19 protein-coding genes are annotated in these 17707 nt (G+C 70.1%); 12 read left to right on the plus strand and 7 right to left on the minus strand.

The genetic code is table 11. The features are described 5' to 3' along the window. Positions 1–201: 201 nt before the first annotated feature. Positions 202–663: a MarR family winged helix-turn-helix transcriptional regulator gene (locus ACF088_RS06595; RefSeq protein WP_392374284.1), complete on the minus strand. Its 462-nt coding sequence runs from the start codon at positions 661–663 to the stop codon at positions 202–204. Positions 664–792: 129 nt separating this feature from the next. Between ACF088_RS06595 and ACF088_RS06600 the strand changes: the two genes are divergently transcribed. Next, positions 793–1203 (plus strand): organic hydroperoxide resistance protein, encoded by a 411-nt coding sequence (locus ACF088_RS06600; RefSeq protein ID WP_392374285.1) that lies wholly within the window; start codon positions 793–795, stop codon positions 1201–1203. Positions 1204–1527: 324 nt separating this feature from the next. Here ACF088_RS06600 and ACF088_RS06605 read toward each other — a convergent pair whose 3' ends face one another. Both ACF088_RS06605 and ACF088_RS06610 read right to left on the minus strand, forming a co-directional pair. Next, positions 1528–3243: an amidohydrolase gene (locus tag ACF088_RS06605; RefSeq protein WP_392374286.1), complete on the minus strand. Its 1716-nt coding sequence runs from the start codon at positions 3241–3243 to the stop codon at positions 1528–1530. Positions 3244–3390: 147 nt separating this feature from the next. Then, the gene (locus ACF088_RS06610; protein WP_392374287.1) at positions 3391–4917 is read right to left on the minus strand and encodes an APC family permease; all 1527 of its coding nucleotides are present in this window, start codon (positions 4915–4917) and stop codon (positions 3391–3393) included. Between the two features lie 288 nt (positions 4918–5205). Here ACF088_RS06610 and ACF088_RS06615 point away from each other — a divergent pair, with 288 nt between their 5' ends. From ACF088_RS06615 to ACF088_RS06630, 4 genes are all read left to right on the plus strand, one after another. Further along, positions 5206–5931 (plus strand): helix-turn-helix domain-containing protein, encoded by a 726-nt coding sequence (locus ACF088_RS06615; RefSeq protein ID WP_392374288.1) that lies wholly within the window; start codon positions 5206–5208, stop codon positions 5929–5931. 76 nt (positions 5932–6007) lie between these two features. Beyond that, the gene (locus ACF088_RS06620) at positions 6008–7249 is read left to right on the plus strand and encodes a PP2C family protein-serine/threonine phosphatase (RefSeq protein ID WP_392374289.1); all 1242 of its coding nucleotides are present in this window, start codon (positions 6008–6010) and stop codon (positions 7247–7249) included. A gap of 363 nt (positions 7250–7612) precedes the next feature. Then, positions 7613–7849 carry a DUF6400 family protein gene (locus ACF088_RS06625; RefSeq protein ID WP_392374290.1) on the plus strand — a complete coding sequence of 79 codons (237 nt, stop codon included), beginning with the start codon at positions 7613–7615 and terminating at the stop codon, positions 7847–7849. Positions 7850–7851: 2 nt separating this feature from the next. Next, positions 7852–8082 carry a hypothetical protein gene (locus ACF088_RS06630; RefSeq protein ID WP_381647262.1) on the plus strand — a complete coding sequence of 77 codons (231 nt, stop codon included), beginning with the start codon at positions 7852–7854 and terminating at the stop codon, positions 8080–8082. Between the two features lie 23 nt (positions 8083–8105). Here ACF088_RS06630 and ACF088_RS06635 read toward each other — a convergent pair whose 3' ends face one another. After that, the gene (locus ACF088_RS06635) at positions 8106–9005 is read right to left on the minus strand and encodes a S41 family peptidase (RefSeq protein ID WP_392374291.1); all 900 of its coding nucleotides are present in this window, start codon (positions 9003–9005) and stop codon (positions 8106–8108) included. A 101-nt stretch (positions 9006–9106) separates the two neighbouring features. Between ACF088_RS06635 and ACF088_RS06640 the strand changes: the two genes are divergently transcribed. Beyond that, entirely contained in the window at positions 9107–10024 is a 918-nt protein-coding gene (locus tag ACF088_RS06640) for a hypothetical protein (RefSeq protein WP_392374292.1), read from the plus strand. On the opposite strand, the gene ACF088_RS06645 is transcribed toward ACF088_RS06640, so the two are convergent. Continuing rightward, positions 10021–10878, minus strand: coding sequence for a hypothetical protein (locus ACF088_RS06645; RefSeq protein ID WP_392374293.1), 858 nt, complete (start codon positions 10876–10878; stop codon positions 10021–10023). The two genes, ACF088_RS06640 and ACF088_RS06645, sit on opposite strands and share 4 nt — an antisense overlap. Before the next feature lie 237 nt (positions 10879–11115). On the opposite strand from ACF088_RS06645, the gene ACF088_RS06650 reads away from it, so the two are divergent. Further along, positions 11116–11976, plus strand: coding sequence for a hypothetical protein (locus tag ACF088_RS06650; RefSeq protein ID WP_392374294.1), 861 nt, complete (start codon positions 11116–11118; stop codon positions 11974–11976). Between the two features lie 130 nt (positions 11977–12106). Continuing rightward, on the plus strand, positions 12107–13045 hold the full coding sequence (locus tag ACF088_RS06655) for an SDR family oxidoreductase (RefSeq protein ID WP_392374295.1): 939 nt from the start codon (positions 12107–12109) through the stop codon (positions 13043–13045). 50 nt (positions 13046–13095) lie between these two features. Here the strand turns inward: ACF088_RS06655 and ACF088_RS06660 are convergent, their stop codons facing one another. Then, complete coding sequence (locus ACF088_RS06660) at positions 13096–13602, minus strand: hypothetical protein (RefSeq protein ID WP_392374296.1); 507 nt, start codon at positions 13600–13602, stop codon at positions 13096–13098. Positions 13603–14464: 862 nt separating this feature from the next. On the opposite strand from ACF088_RS06660, the gene ACF088_RS06665 reads away from it, so the two are divergent. Next, positions 14465–14827 carry a hypothetical protein gene (locus tag ACF088_RS06665; protein ID WP_392374297.1) on the plus strand — a complete coding sequence of 121 codons (363 nt, stop codon included), beginning with the start codon at positions 14465–14467 and terminating at the stop codon, positions 14825–14827. Positions 14828–15114: 287 nt separating this feature from the next. Then, on the plus strand, positions 15115–15327 hold the full coding sequence (locus ACF088_RS06670) for a hypothetical protein (RefSeq protein ID WP_392374298.1): 213 nt from the start codon (positions 15115–15117) through the stop codon (positions 15325–15327). A gap of 566 nt (positions 15328–15893) precedes the next feature. On the opposite strand, the gene ACF088_RS06675 is transcribed toward ACF088_RS06670, so the two are convergent. Further along, a complete protein-coding gene (locus ACF088_RS06675; protein ID WP_392374299.1) occupies positions 15894–16202 on the minus strand; it encodes a hypothetical protein in 309 nt (102 codons plus the stop codon). A 500-nt stretch (positions 16203–16702) separates the two neighbouring features. Between ACF088_RS06675 and ACF088_RS06680 the strand changes: the two genes are divergently transcribed. Both ACF088_RS06680 and ACF088_RS06685 read left to right on the plus strand, forming a co-directional pair. After that, entirely contained in the window at positions 16703–16894 is a 192-nt protein-coding gene (locus ACF088_RS06680) for a hypothetical protein (RefSeq protein WP_392374300.1), read from the plus strand. Between the two features lie 306 nt (positions 16895–17200). After that, positions 17201–17539, plus strand: a complete 339-nt coding sequence (locus tag ACF088_RS06685) for a hypothetical protein (protein WP_392374301.1) — start codon at positions 17201–17203, stop codon at positions 17537–17539. Positions 17540–17707 lie beyond the last annotated feature (168 nt).

Below are 17707 nucleotides of genomic sequence, written 5' to 3' on the forward strand. Positions count from 1 at the left end.
GGCTGGTTTGACCACCCTTTATACGCCTTTGTCCCAATGCCTCCCCAACCTTGGTAGCTCAATGGGGTGATGAGCGCACCGGGATGGACAGGGCGTTGGCGCCTCGCCTTGCGGACGCCGCGGAAAGCACCTACGTACGTAACGCCGCGGACCGGCGGGAGGTACGGGCCCAGGGCCGGCGGACTCCGGGGTCTTCCGGGGTCAGGCCTCGTCCAGGGCGCTGGTCACGCGCCCCAACAAGCCCTGGAGCGTACGGAGTTCCTCGATCGTGAGGCCCGTGGCGGCCAGCATCCTGCGGGGGACCGGCAGGGCCGCTTCGCGCAGGTCGTCGCCGGCGGGGGTCAGGTGGATGGTGACCGACCGCTCGTCCTCGGTGCTCCGTTCGCGGCGTACCAGACCGGCCGATTCCAGGCGTTTGAGGAGCGGGGAGAGGGTGCCGGAGTCCAGCCGGAGCTGTTCGCCGATGGCCTTGACCGGCTGGGATCCGTGCTCCCACAGGACCAGCATGACCAGGTACTGGGGGTAGGTCAGGCCCAGGTCCTTCAGCGCGTCGCGGTAGACGCCGCCGAATGCCCGTGAGGCGGCGTGCAGCGAGAAGCAGACCTGGTGGTCGAGGCGGAGCAGTTCGGCGTCGGGTACCGGGGGCCTGGTGGCGGAGGTCATGGGGCCAGGGTAGCTCGCCGCAGGGCATTTAGTTGTGCGCAATCTAGTTGCGGGCAATTTAAATGTGTGTCACTGTGAGGGCCATCGGGTGGCCGGGAAGCGGCCGCCCGCCACCGAAGGGGAACTGTGATGGACGCGCTGTACACCGCTGTCGCCACCGCCAACGGCCGCGAAGGACGGGCGGTCAGCTCCGACGGCCGGCTCGACCTGCCCCTGGCCATGCCGCCGGCTCTCGGCGGCAACGGCGCAGGCACCAACCCGGAGCAGCTCTTCGCCGCCGGCTACGCGGCCTGCTTCGCCAGCGCGATGGCCAACGTCGGCCGCCAGATGAAGCTCGACACCAAGGACGTCTCGGTCACCGCCGAGGTCTCCATCGGCAAGGACGACACCGGCTTCGGCCTGGCCGTCGTCATGCGGGTGGAGCTGCCGGACGCCCTCGCGGGCGAGACCGGGCGGCAGCTGGTCGAGGCGACGCACCAGTACTGCCCGTACTCCAAGGCCACCCGCGGCAACATCGAGGTCGAGTTGGTCATCGAGTAGGGGAGCGGTGCGCCCGGCGGACCGGGCCCCGCGACCTCGCCGGGGCCCGGTCCGCCGGGCGCTTACGGCGCAGCTCGCGGGCGGTGCGCCGCGCCGGCCCGTACGCCGGGGCAGCGGGCGGCGGTACCGTTGCGGGCGCACGGCGCCGACGGGGTGGGCGCACGGCGCCGACGGGGCGGGCGCGCGGGCGGGTGAACCGCGGTGCCGTGGTGCGGCGACCCGGCGGGAGGAGGCCCGAACCGTCGGGGAGGCCCGAACCGTCGGACGGTCAGCGTGCCGCAGCCGGCCGCTCCCGCCAACGGGCGAGCCTCCCGCGCGATCTGCTCAGGCGTCCTCGGCCGCGTACACCCGGCGCCCCCCGACGAACGTCTGCAGCACGCGGGTCGCGGCGATCTCCTCCTCGGCACCGTCGAAGGGATCACGGTCGAGGACGACCAGATCGGCCAGATTTCCCGGCCGGATGGTGCCGGTGTCGTCGAGGTGGTTGGCGTAGGCGCTGCCGGCCGTGTACGCGGCGAGCGCGGAGCCCAGGTCGATGCGTTGCTCGGGGAGGAAGACCGGTGCCGAGGCCGGGCCGTCGGGCTCGCGGCGGTTGACCGCGACATGCAGGGCGGCGATCGGGTCGGGGGAGCTGACCGGCCAGTCGCTGCCCGCCGCAAGAGTGGCGCCCGAGCGCAGCAGGTCCCCGAACGGGTACTGCCAGGCGGCCCGCTGGGGGCCCAGGAAGGGGATGGTCAGTTCGTCCATCTGCGGCTCGTGGGCCGCCCAGAGCGCCTGGATGTTCGCGGTGGCGCCGAGCCGGCGAAAGCGCGGGACATCGTCGGGGTGGACGACCTGGAGATGCGCGAGGTGCGGCCGGGTGTCGCGCCGGCCGTTCGTCCGCCGGGCCGCCTCGACGGCGTCCAGCGCCTCGCGTACGGCCCGGTCGCCCAAGGCGTGGAAGTGCACCTGGAAGCCTTCCGCGTCCAGCAGGGTGACGTAGGTCCGCAGATTCTCGGGGTCGATGAACGAGATACCGCTGTTGTCGGAGGTGCAGCCGCAGGCGGTGAGGTAGGGGCTGAGCATGGCGGCCGTGTGATTCTCGGCGATGCCGTCCTGCATGATCTTGACGCTGGTCGCCTGGAGTCGTCCGCCCGTCAACTCCTTCCGGCGGGCCATGAGTTCAGGGATCTGCTCGGCCCCGCGGGCCCGGTCCCACCACAGTGCCCCCCTCACCCGTGCCGTGAGCTTGCCGTCGCGCCGGGCGGCCACATACGCGGGGGCGGGATCGGCCCCTCCGGGTGCGCGGCCCAGCATCGCGTCCTGCCACGCGGTCACCCCGTACCCGTGGAGGAGACGCTGCGCCCTGAGCAGTCCGGCGGTCTGGTCGGCGAGCGTCGCTTCCGGGATCAGATCACCCACCAGCTCCATGGCCCCCTCCTGCAGCATGCCGGTCGGGTGGCCGTCCGCATCCCGCTCGATGCGCCCGTCGGCCGGATCCGGCGTACGGGAGGTGATCCCGGCGCGTTCCAGGGCGCGGGAGTTGGCCCAGCCACCGTGGTGATCGCGGTTGACGAGGAACACCGGCCGGTCGGGGACGAGGGCGTCCAGGAACTCCCGGGTCGGCATGCCGCCCGGGAAGGCCTCCATGGACCAGCCGCCGCCCGTGATCCACGCCGCCTCCGGATGTGCCGCCGCGTACGAGCTGATCAGCTCGCGGTACGCCTCGGCGGTGACGGCCGCGCTCAGATCGCACAGCGCCAACTCCAGTCCGCCGCCGACCGGATGGACGTGTGCATCCTGGAAGCCGGGGATGAGCAGCTTGCCGTGCAGATCGACGACCTCCGTGGCGGACCCGATCAAGTCGCGGACCTCCGCGTCGTGCCCGACGGCGATGATGCGGTCGTTGCGGACCGCCACCGCGCTCGCCCGGGTACGCGCGGCGTCGACGGTGTGCACGGGGCCGGAGAGGAAGACGAGGTCGGCGGGGCCGTCATCGGTGGCGCCTCGGGCGGCGGTGTCCGGGTTGGGCTCGGGGTCCACGGTGGTGCTGAGATCCATGGGGGGTGTCGCTCCAGGTGTGTCGGGTGTACTGCGTCGGTGTCGTGGCGGGTGTCGTGGGGTGTCGTAGTGGTGGTCGGGGTGGTGGTCGTGGTGGGCGTCGTAAAGGACCGAGGTGGCCGGGCGGAGCGCGGTCCGGGCGGGTGGTCAGCCCTCCGACGGGCTGGGGAGCACGGCGGCGTCCGCATCCATCGGCAGGCTGATCGCGTCGGCGTCCGTCCCCCGGCCGGTACGGAAATACGGGGCGCGGCGCACCCACTTGGCCCAGGCGGCGGTGGCCAGGCCCAGCGCAATGAACAGCGCGGGCAGCAGCAGCATGAACCAGCCGTTGTCCGGGCTCGCCTCGAAGTGGTCGCTCATGGTCGCGTAGTCCCAGACGAGGTAGCCGCCGAGCCCGAACAGCGCCAGTGCGCTCACCGACGGGACGACCACATCGCGCAGCGCGCGCACCACTCCGTCGCGCAGGCTGGTGCGGAAGCGCACCGCGCAGGCGAGTGCGGTGAGTCCGTAGTAGAGGGCCACGGTCAGCCCTATCGAGTTCACGGCGGTCAGGATCATGTCGTTGAGCTTGGGGATGCCGACTGCGAGCACGGCGAGCAGCGCGGCGAGAGCCATGATCACCAGGGTGCCCACGGCGGGGGAGCCGTAGCGGGGGTGCACCCGCTGCCACACCGGGCCCAGCGTGCGGTCGCGGGCCATTGCCAGCGTGCCGCGGGCGGTGGGGATGACGCTCGACTGGAGAGAAGCGAAGGCCGAGCACATCAGGGCGGCCAGGGGTAGCGAGGCCCAGGGTTCCGGCGCCAGTGCGCTGCCGAGGAAGGTGAGCGCCTGCGGCCCGTTGTGGATGAGCTCGTCCGTGCTCATCACCCGCTGGAAGGCGAGCGCACCGATGAGGAACAGCCCCAGCATCGCCACCAGCGCGATCAGTCCGCCGCGGGCCGCGTCGGTGGAGCTGCGGGTTTCCTCGTTGACGCTGAACGCGGCGTCCCAGCCCCAGTAGAAGAACACCGCCAGCACCATCCCCTGGGCCAGCGCCTGGGGTGAGGAGATCTCGAACGGGTTGAGCCAGGAGAGCGAGAACGGCTGGTCACCGGTGGTGAGCGCGTAGCCGCAGAAGACCAGCAGGACCGTGTACTCGAAGACCAGCAGCCACATCTGCAGCCGGGTCGCGGCGCGCACACCCGTGATCGCGGTGAGGGTGACGATGACCAGCGCGACCAGCCCGACGGCGGTGCTGATGCCGGTCGAGGCCGGATCCAGCCGGAGCCCCCCGATGCTGCGCAGGCCCAGCTTGTTGAGGAACTGGAGCACCACGGAGCCGGTCACCGCACCCGTGTACGCCATGAAGATCACGTTTCCGACCAGCACCACCCACCCGGTCAGGAACCCGGGCCAGGGGCCGATGGACCTGCCCACCCAGGTGTAGCCGCTGCCGCAGTTCGGCTCGGTGCGGTTGAGCCGGGCGTACGACAGCGCGATACCGAGGATGGGCAGGAAGGCCAGCAGCAACAGGGCGGGCGTCTGCCGGCCCGTGTACGCGGCCAGGGTGCCCATACCGATGCCGATGCTGCTGGTCGCGGCGGTGCTCGACGCGGCGATCGCCACCCCGTCCTTCACCCCCAGTGAGCGGCGCATTCTCGCCGGGCCGGGGTCCTGCTGCACTGCGGAAGGCATGGCACTCACTCCTTGGGCTGCGGGCCGGACCGGTCTCGGGCGGGCCAGGGGGACGCGGAGGTGCGGGGTGGGGCGGCGGGGCAGGACGGCGCGGGCCGGGCCCGGGGGTGCGGGACGGCTGCGTCTTACGGAAGGGGGTGGTGCGGGATACGGCACCGCGGTGATCCGTGTATGTCCGCCGATGAAACAGGCCGTTCATCCTTGTGTCAACGGTGTTGACGTAACCGAATGGTTAACTGGCCCGAGAGGGCCCGGGGGCCGGGGCGGAGCGAAGCGGAGGGGTTCGGCGTGGCGGAGAGCGAGCGCGTCCCGGTCGAGCGCAAGCGGCGCCGGCCGACCAGTTCAGGTGTGGTCCTGTCGGCCGATCTCATCGTCGACGCCGCATGCGAACTGATCGACGCCCAGGGGGCGCAGGCCTTCACCGTGCGTAGACTCGGCGCGGCACTCGGCGCCGATCCGTCCGCCGTCTACCGCTACTTCCGCAACACCGAGGATCTGCTGCTGGCGCTGGCCGACCGCCTCATCGGGGAGTCCATGACCGGCTTCGCGCCCAGCGGCGACTGGGCCGCCGACCTGCGCGACTTCGGTCTGCGGGCCTACCGCTCCGCACTGCGCCACCCGCAGATCGCCGTGTTCAGCACCGTCCGGGTCACGGGCCGTCCCCATGAACAGCACGCGGTCGACACGGGCATCGGCCTGCTGCTCCAGGCCGGTTTCGACGAGGCCACCGCCGTCCGCCAGTACCACGCTCTCGTCGACACCGCCCTGGGCCACGCGGCCCTGGACGCCGGCGCACTGCGGCTGACTCCCGCCCAGCGCGTGGCGGACGAGCAGGCCTGGCGGGACGGGTACGCCGGTCTGCCCGCGGAGGAGTTCCCCAGCCTGCACCGCGTCCGGGACCACCTTCCGCTGATGGCGGGCTCGGCGGTCGAGCCCGCGCTCGATCTGCTCATTGCGGCCCTGCGGCGAGAGGTGGCCCTGCGGCGAGAGGCGGGGCAGCGGGAGGAGGGGTGACGGGGTGAGGGCGTGAGGGAGGAAGGGGGACGGGGGTGAGCCGGGCATTTCGCTCACCCGGGTGCAAATATGAGACATGCCCCTTCCACGGCGGATACAGCTGCGCGGACGACGGGAACTGAGTCACGTCCTGGTGCTGATCCCGATCGGGCTCATCGCGGCGGTCTGTGTGATCGATGTTCTCGCGCCGCCCGACATTCATCTGGGGCCGCTCCTCGTCGCGGCTCCCGCGATCACCGCGGCGTTCGCCGGGCCCCGCCTGACGGCCGCGATCGGTGCGCTGGCGGTCGCCGCCCAGGTGTTCATCGGCATCGCGCGCCAGGTGCTGTTCACCGCGAATCTGCAGGCCCAGATCGCCGCGCTGGTGGTCGTCTCCGGCCTGGTCGTGCTCTTCACCGTCGTACGGGACCGCAACGAGCGCCGGCTCACCCAGAGCCGCTCGGTGGCCGCGGTCGCCCAGCAGGTGCTGCTCCGGCCGCTGCCCGTGCGCAGTGGCGCCCTGGAGATCGCCTCGTTCTACCTGGCCGCCGAGGAGGAGGCGGAGATGGGCGGTGATCTGTTCGCAGCGGCGCGCACCACCAGCAGCACCCGGCTGATCATCGGCGACGTCCGGGGCAAAGGGCTGCCCGCCTACGGTCACGCCGCCCTCATCCTCGGCGCCTTCCGGGCGGCCGCCCACCGGCAGGCCACCCTGCCCAGACTGGCCGTCCACCTCGACGGCGCCGTCCGCTGGGACAGCAGTCAGTGGTACCAGGTGCCGGGCGCCGAGACCGGGACGGAGCCGGCGGCCGCGCCGGGCCCCGGCAAGAATGCCGGCCTCCTTCCCCTCGTCCCGGCTCCCGGCCCGGACCCCGTCGTCGACAGCGAGGAGACCTTCGCGACCGCCGTGCTGCTGGACCTCCCCGACCGCTGGCCCGTGCTGCGCATCATCAACTGCGGTCACCCGCCCCCGCTGTTGCTGCGCGAGGGGCAGGCCCTCCCCTTGTACGGCGAGCGGACCGCGTTGCCGATCGGCCTCGGTGGCCTGGCCGGCGCCCCGGACTACGAGGTCGAGACCTTCCCCTTCGAGCCAGGGGATCTGCTGCTGCTCTATACGGACGGGGTGAGCGAGGCCCGCGACGACAGGGGCGTCTTCTACCCCCTTGTCGAGCGCGCCGGAGCCTGGGGCGACGGCAGTCCGCAGCAGGTTCTGCACCGGCTGCGCGTGGACCTGCTGGCGCACACGAACGGCAGGCTCGGCGACGACGCCGCCGCGGTCGCGGTACGGCGCCTCCCCGGCCGGCCACCGTCCACCGCCGGGGGGCCCGGAGCTCCCTGAGGCGGTCCGCGCAGACCCCTCGCCCGCCGGGAGAGCGCTCGCGGCGACCGATGCACTCCCCTCGCCGCACGCACTCCTGCAGGGGGGCGGCCGGGCACGCCCCACTCCCACAGGGGGGATCCGACAACGGGGATGAATTACGTCACACCTCGAATTTCCCCTTGAATCCGGCATACCGCGCATAATCCCTTGCCAAGTAGTTCAACTTCACCCCAGTACGCCCCATTTATTCCCATCACGCTGAGCTGTCGACTCGTCGCCCCAGCGGTCCCCGTCCCGGTGCGCTGCGCCTGACGCTTCCTCAGTGCCGCCCCGCTTGATAGACACGTCCGCATCATCCGCAAGTGGCACAGGACGCGCACCATGAATGATCGCAACACCTCTGACCACCAGATATTCGAGCTCGACCTCGCCGCTCACGAAGCCCGGCGACGGACCGAAGTCCTCGCGGCGCTGGGTGACACCTGGGACCCCATCGCGGTGGTGGAGGGCGAGGACGAGGCGTACCGACTCCTCTACTCGGACCTGGACGCGGAGCAGCAGGCCACCTACGACATGCTGGTCGCCGCCGAGGTGCTGCCGGGTCCCGGGCAGGCCTGAGCATGCTGCCGCTCGACCCGACCGCCGATATCGGCCGCCGCGCCTGGGTCCCGTGCCCCCGCTGCCAGGACCACCAGGACTGCGGAACCTGCCTCGACGGCCGCACCTGCGGTGACCACTGGCGCTACCTCCTGTCGAACAAGGGCAGCGTCCTGCACCTGCAGTGCCCCAACTGCACCCACCTGTGGGCCTGGCAGTCGGGCTTCGGCGCGGGCGGCCGCACCGACGGCTGACGCCGGACCGCCACCGGGCACCGCTATCCCCACCGCCCCCGCGCCCTTTCATGCGCCGTTTCGAGCGCCTTCTCGGCCGGTACGGCGCGATCCGGCTGCACTCCGACGCCCTCCCAGTCGGTGCCCGTGACGGCGTTGACGGACCGGGCCGTCGGCACGGTGACCGTGATGTGCTCCGTCACCGGATGGTGGGTGGTGGGGTGGGCGCCGCCTCTCGTCGTCTCACCGACCACCTCGGCGCGGCCATGGGCCTGCAGGGTGTACGCGACGTCCTCGCCGCCCGAGAAGGTGGTCACGCTGGTGAGGACGTACACCGGACGATCGAGATAGCGGGGCGCGGGCAGATACGGGAGTGTCCAGTACTGCCGGGTGGAGTCGGTGGAGCGCTCGTAGACGTCGTTGAGGTGCACCTCGTCGTCGGGGAAGAAGTAGCTGCACCACATCGCGGAGCCCGCGGGTGAGCCGCCCCGGCACTTCCGCAGATCGAGAAGGAGGGCACGGGTGCGCGCGACCAGCTCCATGGCCGACCCGATCGCGCGGGCGCCCTCCCCGGCGTCTGCCATCCAGCGCACGTCCAGATAGCCGATATTGCCGTCGAGCTGTTCACTGCGGCGGATGCCGTGGTTCTCGGCCCGCATCAAGGCGAGGAAGGCTGCCCGGCCTGCACCGTCGTCCGCGGGTGCGGTGGGCGGCCGGGGCTCGTCCTGCCACAACAGCCTGAGGTGCCTGTCCGGGCAGACCTCCTGCAGATGCGCGGTCACCGCCTCGCAGAGCGCGGCACCGCTCAGCGCGTGGTACTCACCGGCTGCCAGCCGTGCGCGGAGGGCCCGGTCGACCTCTGCGGCGCGGCTGGGGAAGACGTAGCCCGCCACGATGCGGTCGAGGGCACTGTTGATGATCTCCGTGCTGTCGGCTATTTCCACTGATCCTCGATCCGGGTCGGGTGCGCCGAGGACGCCGGGACGGGCGGCCTTCGCGCAGCGATGCGGTGCAGCGGGCGTCCGCCGGCGGTAGCGTGCGGTTCATGGAGCTGCACGCACGATCGCTTTGGCTGTTGTCCGAGCCGCTGCATGCGGTCTGCTACTTCGATGACGGGTGCCGCGCTCTGGGCGAAGACCTCGGCCTCAAGGGCTTCTGGATGGGCTATTTCGCCTCGCGTACGGCGCCCATGGGAGCTGTGGAACCCGCGGTGGCCACGGCCGTACTCGGGGTGTTCGCCCCGGGGATGGTGGCCCGTGCGCTGCCCGCGGCCTGGAGCGTCGTCAGCCCGGCACATGTTCTCGACGAGCGCGGCAGCCGTGCGGCCCGAGCGCTGCGCTCGATCGACCCCGAGCTGGAGCGCACAGCACCCGCACTGCTGCCCCCGCTCCAGACGATCGTCGACGCGGCGCCGGCCACCGCCCGTCCCCTGTTCGCCGCCAACCGCGCGCTGTGCGACCATGCCGACCCTGTCGAGCGCCTGTGGCAACTGGTCACCACCGTGCGGGAGTTCAGGGGCGACGCCCATCTCACCGTACTTGCCGACGAGGGGCTCGACGGCTGCGAGGCACTTGTCCTGGCCGTTGCATCGGGTCGCGTCCCCAGGGACACCATGCGGCAGGACCGCGGCTGGAGCGAGGAGGAGTGGGCGGCCGCGGCGGACCGGCTGCGCGCCCGTGGCCTCGTGGACGCACGGGGCGACGCGACCGGACACGGCCGCCAGGAACGCGAGCGCATCGAGGCGGCGACCGACCGGCTGGCCGGACGGCTGCTGCACCCGCTGCCCGAGGCGGAGACCGAGGGGCTGCTGCATGCGCTCGAACCCCTGGTCCGGCGCCTCCTGGCCGCGGATGTCCTGCCGTTCCCCAACCCGATCGGTCTGCCGCACCTCGACGCGCCCGCACCGCGCGGCGGCACCCTGTCCGGACAACGCAGCCGGATCGCGTCGTCCCACCACCCCTAGCCCAGGCGCTTTCCGGCTTCCTTGAGCTTCTGCTCCAGATCCACCGTGTCGGAAGCGGGCGGCGCCTGGACCGTGACCGGCTTGTTGACGTCGAAGAACCGTATGGTCACGTCCAGCGGGCCCTGGGCCGCCTGCGCGCGCTCACGGAACTTCACGGTGCGGTCGCCGGGGCCGACCCATATGTCGAGAGCCAGCTTGCTGACCCCGAGCTGCCGGTACTGCTCGATCACCTTCTTGCGGCGCTCGGCATCCAGCGCTCCCTTGGCGCCCCGCTTGTCCAGCAGATCCGCCACCTCGACCACGCCGGCGTAGTGCGACGTCCGCACCCCGTCGACGGTCTCCTCGCCGACCTTCTTGACGTCGTCGGACTGGGGGAGCAAGGACGCCTGCGCCGCCGGGTCCTGGTCTGCCTGCTGCTGCATCCCCCCGAGGCCGCCGGCTCCCTTGTCCTTCATGGCGAACTTGATCCAGTGCTTGCCGTCCAGGGCGGCCACCGCTTTCCCGCCCCCGCCGAGATACACCGCGTCTCCGACGAGCCGCACCGAGAACTCGCCCTCCTCCTTGCCCCCGGAGGCCTTCATCCGCATATCGATGGCGCGCGGGCGCATGCTGAACGACACCTTGCCGTCGACCGTCCCCTGGCCCGGAACCCTGCCGGAGAGCCGGTACGAGACGGAGTTGAGCTCGGCGCCCTTGTCGACGGCCTTTTGCACCGCGGCGACCGACGTGGCGTTGATGCTCCCCGATGCGGCGCTGCGGTCGCCCGACGTCGTGCAGGCCGCCGTGCCGCACAGGACGGCTCCGGTGAGCACCGCCCCCGCGACGCGGGACGAGATACGGGAGAAATGAGTCATGGCCCCCCCATGAGCACATGGAACGATGAAAATGTCATCGATCATGACAGTAGCCCATGGCACCGACAATCCGCGTCGAGTATGTACGCAAGCGTGTGACCAGGGAATATGACATCCCGACCAGACCGGGGGCGATCATGGGCCGCGCTCCGGGGTGATTGTCATCTGGTGGTTCGATGAGTGCTTTGGGGTGCTTTGCTGGGCCGGGTCGGGACACCTCTGACCAAGAGCCGTTGAATGGGTATGGATCCTAGAGAGCTGTGGGACCGCAACGCCGTGCTGGCAGAAGCGTTTTGTCTGGGCGATGAGCGGGTGCGCGAGGCGCAGGCCCGACTTGACGAGGCGCAGGCGGACCGGTCACGGGTTTTGGCGGCATTTGCGGTAACGGTGGGCAGCACCGGCGCGGTGGCCGGCCTGTTCGGTTTGAACGAGCGGGAAGTACGGATCGCCCGGCGCACGGTGGGCAAGGACGACGCCCGTGCCGTCGCCGAGGAGCTGCTGGCGGCCACCACTCCCGCCGCGCCACCGCGGGAACCGGAGGAGGCCTCGCCGCTGCCCGATCCCGCCGCCGAATATTCCCACCAGAACCCGATTGCCGGAATGCGTCCCACCGGTATGCCCCGCGAAGGTGCCGGCGGCACGGGGGCAGCGGAACAGACCTGGTCCCCGGCGATGGACGCAGTCCTCATCGGCAGTTGGCAGACCGGGGTGGATTTGCGCGAACTCGCCGCCGAATTCGGGCTCGATCTCACCCGCCTGGTCACCCGGGCCCAACAGCTCTCCGCCCAGGGGCGGTTCTACCCCGGCTCCGCGGAGAGCCACGCCGGACGTCACCGGCGCGGTCCCGGTGATGTGCACGAGTCCGAATACACCATCCCCGCACAGCAGACGGCCTCCTGGAACGCCGCGCCCTCGGGGCACCCGATGGCGTCCGCCTGGCACACCGGCGCGATGCCGCCCGCGGAGTCCGTCCCGGACATGGCCGCCCTGGCCTCGGAATGGGACAACGCGCTCGCCCCGTGGGGGACCCTCGCGCCGTCCCACGAGGATTCCGCACCGGCCCATCAGCCGTGGGCCCAATACCACCTCAGCTCCTGACCGACACGGCACGATTCACTTGCGCTACGTACCCACCCTGCCTCGCAGGCCGGCACCGGCCCCGCCGAGGGCGACGCGTCCCCGCCCGGCTTCCTGAGCGGGGACGAAGAGAAGGGAGCAGACCGAAGGCATGGCGACGGATGACGCGCGAGCCGGTGCGCTGGACGGGAAGGCCGCGCTGGTGGCCGGCGCCACACGAGGCGCCGGACGCGCGATCGCGGTGGAACTCGCCCGCGCCGGTGCCGTCGTGTACGCGACCGGGCGCAGCAGCCGCACCGCAGGCCGCTCGGAGATCAACCGGCCGGAGACGATCGAGAGGACCGGGGAACTGATGACCGCGGCCGGGGGCACCGGCACGGCCCTGCGGGTGGACCACCTCGACAGCGATCAGGTCCGCGACCTGGTCCGGCGCATCGACCGCGAGCACGGCCGCCTGGACATCCTCGTCAACGACATCTTCGGCGGCGATGCCTATGCCCGGTTCGGCACCACCCTCTGGGAGCACGATCTCGCCGGCGGCCTGCGGATGCTGCGCATGGGCATCGACACCCATGCGATCACCAGTCACCACGCGCTGCCACTGCTCATCCGCCACCCCGGCGGGCTGGTGATCGAGATGACCGACGGCACCGCGGAGTACAACGCCGCCTACCGCCACCACGAGGGCTTCTACTACGACCTGGTCAAGGCCGCCGTGCAGCGGATGACCCTGGCCCAGAGCCATGAACTCGCCCCGTACCAGGGCGCCGCCGTCGCCGTGACACCCGGCTGGCTGCGCTCGGAGAAGATGCTCGAGGCCTTCGGGGTGACCGAGGACAACTGGCGGGAGGCGACCGCCCGGGTGCCGCATTTCTGCATCGCCGAGTCCCCGGCCTATGTCGCGCGGGCGGTGGCCGCCCTCGCCGCCGACCCGGACGTCGCGCGCTGGACGGGCACGGTCGTCTCCAGCGGCCAACTCGCCCCGCTGTACGGGTTCACCGACACCGACGGCACCCAGCCGGACTGCTGGCGCTACGTCGTGGAGGTCCAGGACCGGGGCCTCCCCGCCGACGACACCGGTTATCGCTGACGGCTGCCACCCCGTTTCGGGACGCAGACGTCGCACAGCTTCGGATTCTGCTACACGCCTGCGAACTGGATGTACCCGTCGAGGCTGTCAATGTGGTCAGAGGGTGAGGACAGGCTTCCGTTGGGTTGCGCGACGAGCTTCCAGTCGCCGTTCGCCCACCGGACGGTGACGTCGACTGACTTGAGGGAGTTGGCGGACTGAGAGCCGTTGACGATCGAGATCACGGTGGTTTGGTCCGTGAAGGACACCACGCGGAAGCCGGCGATCTGCGCCATCTGCCCGCTCCGGACCGGCTGATCGACCTTCTTCAGCTGCTTCTCCAACGTGTCGCGGCCGGTCCCGGGCAGCACCTGGGCCTTGAGGGGCTTGACATCGGGTGCGCCGAGGACCGAGCGATACACGCCGTTGGCGACAGCCATGAGTGCCCCGCGGGGGGTGTGCGCATAGCAGCCGGCGATTGTGCCGTCGATCTTGAGGGGGCCCGCGCTCTTGGACCGGGGAAGCGCCACGGTGTTGACCAGGTCCCAGGAGACGTCCTTGGGTGCGGTGGTGGGCACGGCCTTGTCCGTGTCGCTCGGTTTGCAGTCCTCGGCTTCGGGCCTCGGCGCCTGGTCGCCGCCCCTGTCCTGGGAGCTGGATTCGGACGGCGGGGTGCCAGCGCTTGCTGGTGGATTGGCATCATGCTGTCCGGTGGCGGGTGCGCTGCTGCAACCGGCTGACAGGACCAGGGCCCCGCAGGCAGCTGCTCGTGCGACTCTGCCGATTCGGCTCTGCTTGCTCGACACCGGGCCCCCTTGTCGTCAAAGAAGCGGAGTCTACCGACGGCAGATCACCCGAGATCGCAAAAGGCCCAAGGAGTGGCGTGATCATTCCCTTGGGCCGGAAACAGCCGTGATGATCGAGCGGACAGCTCCGGGCTGCTTCAGCTCCCCTCAGCTGCGGCATCCCTCGCCATGGGCGCCGTAGCAGTCCTGTTCATTGAACATGGGGCGATCTCATCGAATTGGCTGACTCCGCGTCGCTGGTGAGCAGTGCCCCTTGTCCGTCTCCCGTGGGACCGGCGAGGGGTGGCATCGAGTGAGTCTGCTGAGCCGACATGACCGATAGCACGGGACGAATCACGGTCTGAGCGCTGACAGATCAGGCGCAGATCGTCGATCTCAGCTGTGCAGAAAAGAGTTTCAGTGGGCAGGTCAGGGCCCTGGACACGGAACTCATTGCTCTCGTCTGCCACCGCTGACGGTGTGTGAAGCCCCGTTCCCGTATAGCTATCGCCAGGCGAAACATAGCGCTCCGTAATTTCCTCGCTACTTGTCGAATCCGGGCGGGCCCGCGACAGTGTGGGTAGTTGTGCCGTCAACCGACGCACGCAGTCAAGGGGGTCTCGTGATGTACGCGCGCCAAGAGATGGTCCGGCCGGTGACACCTACGCGGCGACGATCGGCGACGGTCGCGGCTCTCCTCGCCGCAGCCAGTGCTGTGGGGCTGGCGACCGCAGCACCGGCGAGCGCCGAGGTCAAGTCCACCTGCGGCACCTACATCTGCGTGGCTACTGCCTACCAGGGGCGCGACTTCGTTCAGGACATCACCGTCACGACGAGGGACGGGCTGCCGGGGACCTTGCGCGCCTTCGTGGGCGATTATGGGAACCGCAAGGCCAACGTGTCGCGGTGGCGGTTCGTCGTCAACCGCGAGTTCAGGGCATATCCGCGATTGGCCATCTGCGGTGGTCTGGATCGCAGCGGCAGGGTCATCGAGAACCACTGCGTACTGATCCCCTGACCGCCCGTCGGTCTCAGTCGGTGGGGTGGAGGCGGGGCGGCCCGCTGCTGCTGTGCCTCCTGCTGCGCCGGGTGAGTCGCCCACCCGCCGGCGGGACGCTCGTGTCCTCACCTCACCCAAGATCCGTGATCAAGTACTCTGCGATCCTACGGACGGCTGCCGACCGGCACGACGAAGCCCCGCCCCGGACGGGTGGGACCGAACCATCGCCTCTACGATGCTCGTTCACCGTTCCGCAACGAGTGAGAGGCCCGCCCGTGATGCCACCGGAGTGCGTAGCCTGCGCAATGTCGGCAACCAGGAAGCGCAACCCCTCCGACGAGTTCACCGTCGTGTACTTCCGCCCCACCGTCGATTACCCCGACGACTGGACCGGGCACCCCGAGAACGCCGAATGGTTCTGCACCGAGCACCTCCCCCTGGTGGAGGGCCTCACCGACCTCTCAGCCCTCGAAGCAATCGACCAGATCCGCACCCAGCTGGCCCGGACCAAGGCATAGAGCCAGAGCCGCGGCGCCGCACCACCCTGCTACACCACCCGCAGCGTCAGACGGCCACTGCACCCTCCCGCGGGACACTGCCGACCACTGCCGGCAGTGCAGTGACCGCGCCCACCGCTCCCGTGCCTTCGCCGCCGCAGACGCCTGCCGCGACAATCGGAAGCCGCCGCCAGCACCGCACACAAGTGGTACGGCCCCGGCGGCCACCATGCCACTCACCAGCAGCAGGACACCCGGCACGGCCGCACCGATCGGCACCAGTCACTGCGCGATGTACTCCGGCGGCCGCGCGTACTTGCCCCGCAACGGCGACCCACCCGGCAACGGCGACCCACCCGGCAACGACGCCACAGACTCCGGCAGATGTAACACCTGGCCGCTGACCTGGCCCCGACCTCATCGTGGTGCGCACCGCGATCAAGCACGTCGACGCCGTGCCGGACGGTGACTGATCGGAGCCGGCGACGAAGAAGCCCCCGCCCGAACTGGGCGGGGGCAGCTTGCGTTCTGCGCGCCGGAACTCCATCCGGGGCCGGTGGGCGTCGGTCTGGTTCAGTTCGAGCTACCTACTCCACCGCATACAGCAGGTTGTACTCAGCGCCATCCGCCCGGAAGCGCAGGCTGCGCTCACCGGGCGTGTCCGTGATCCACTGCTCCCCGAGCCCGCCATCCCCGCCTGATTCGCCGACCTCCCCGAGAGAGACGGCAATCGTTCCCGTGAAGTCGCAGTCGTACTTGACGGTGTACATCCGGTCTCCCAGCACCGTCCCATTCCACACAGTGCCACGATTCTGGACAACAAGCCTCGGCTCGTCGAAGCCGCTCCAGCCCTCAGTCGTGACGCACTTGAGCTTCTCCAGATAGAGCTTGGCCATACCGTCCCCTGTGAAGGATCCTTCTCGACACTTCACATCCTGCCGAGCCTCAATAAACGATCAATAAACGAATGGATGCGACATTCCCCGCGCCAAGGCGATACCCCGCCCGACACGGGCGGGGTATCGCCGTAGTCCCCGTCAGAGCAGCCCGTGGGTGCCGGCGCCGCCAGTCGCCACGCTGACCAGCCAGGCCGCGTCCGCCAGAAAAGGCCGGCAGGTCGGCTACGCCGTGCTCTATGCCGCGCGGAATGACCGGAGCGGTTCGTTGAGAGCCACGGCCTGCTCTCTCGGCGGAGCCGGCAGTTTATCGAAGGCTTCCTCGTCGTCCGGATAGTTGCAAACCGGCATCAACCTGCGCTTTGCGCTCAAATGGGATGAAGGAGTCGAGGAGTTGATCGAAAGGGCCGGCGTTGGACGCAGCCTTCTCTCCGCCTCCTGCTTCGAGACTTACTTGCTCGGCGACGCGCCGACTGCAGACCAGGTCCACGGACCTTGGGATGGCCGTGACGGACGTGCCCGGCTTTGTGCATCGCTGGTGGACGGGCAACCTCGACCCCGGCGTGGAGGAACCCAACGCGGTAGCCGGCGCCTACCTCGAGGCCATGACCGCTGTGTTCGTGGGTTTCACTGCGGCTGCAGAAGACCTGCTCCTGCTCCGCTCAGACGTTTCCCGGAGTAATCGACCCTGACTGGATCCTGGTTCGACTTCAGTCAGGGCCTCGTTGTGCACCGAGAGGCCAGACGGCCACCGCATCCTCCCACGGGAACACGGCCGGGCACTGCCGGCAGTACAGCGACCGCGCCCACCTAGCCCGTGCCTCTTCCGCCGCCTGTGCCCGGTGCGTATCCGGGGCCGGCCTGAAGTCGCGCCGACGTGGCCCCACGCTGATGCACCAGCGCGCGATCGTTTCAATGCTCCATGTGAGTACGCCGTCCTCGCGCCTTGAGTAGCTGTACCGATGCGCTATCCGTCGCGAGAGGTTTGGCTCCATCCCATGAACTCAAACCCGGGAAGACCGCAGCGCGACCCGCGATGGTGGCTGCCACCGCTGCTGGGCGTATCCGTGCTCTTCCCGCTGTTCTTCATCGACTTCTTCTTTTACAGCTTCGGTGTCATGGCCACCGATTCGTGCGGCCCTGACCATTGCCCATCGACCGTGACCGTGCCGCTCTCCGCAGCACCGGTGCTCTACGGAACCGGCATCGTGCTCGTGCTGCTGTCGGCACTGCTGCCGTGGCGGCCCGCGATGCGGCCCGCTCGCATCACTCTGGCTTGCGCAGGGGGAGCGTCGGCCGTAGTGGTGGTACCAGTGCTGCTCACCATCCACCGCTGAGCCGGCGTCGCCGGAACCGACCCGACGCAGACGCGTGCCAGGTGCGGGCGCGGTCGGCACCTGGCGACGCGGTGAGGAGAGTCCGGTGGTGCCGAAACCCGCGTGCCCGTCGGCGAACCTTCGCCGGCGGGCGCTGCACTCTCCTGCCTGACGCCGGTCCCGGGCCGC

The organism is Streptomyces sp. NPDC015125, assembly GCF_043080045.1.
Lineage (GTDB): Bacteria > Actinomycetota > Actinomycetes > Streptomycetales > Streptomycetaceae > Streptomyces.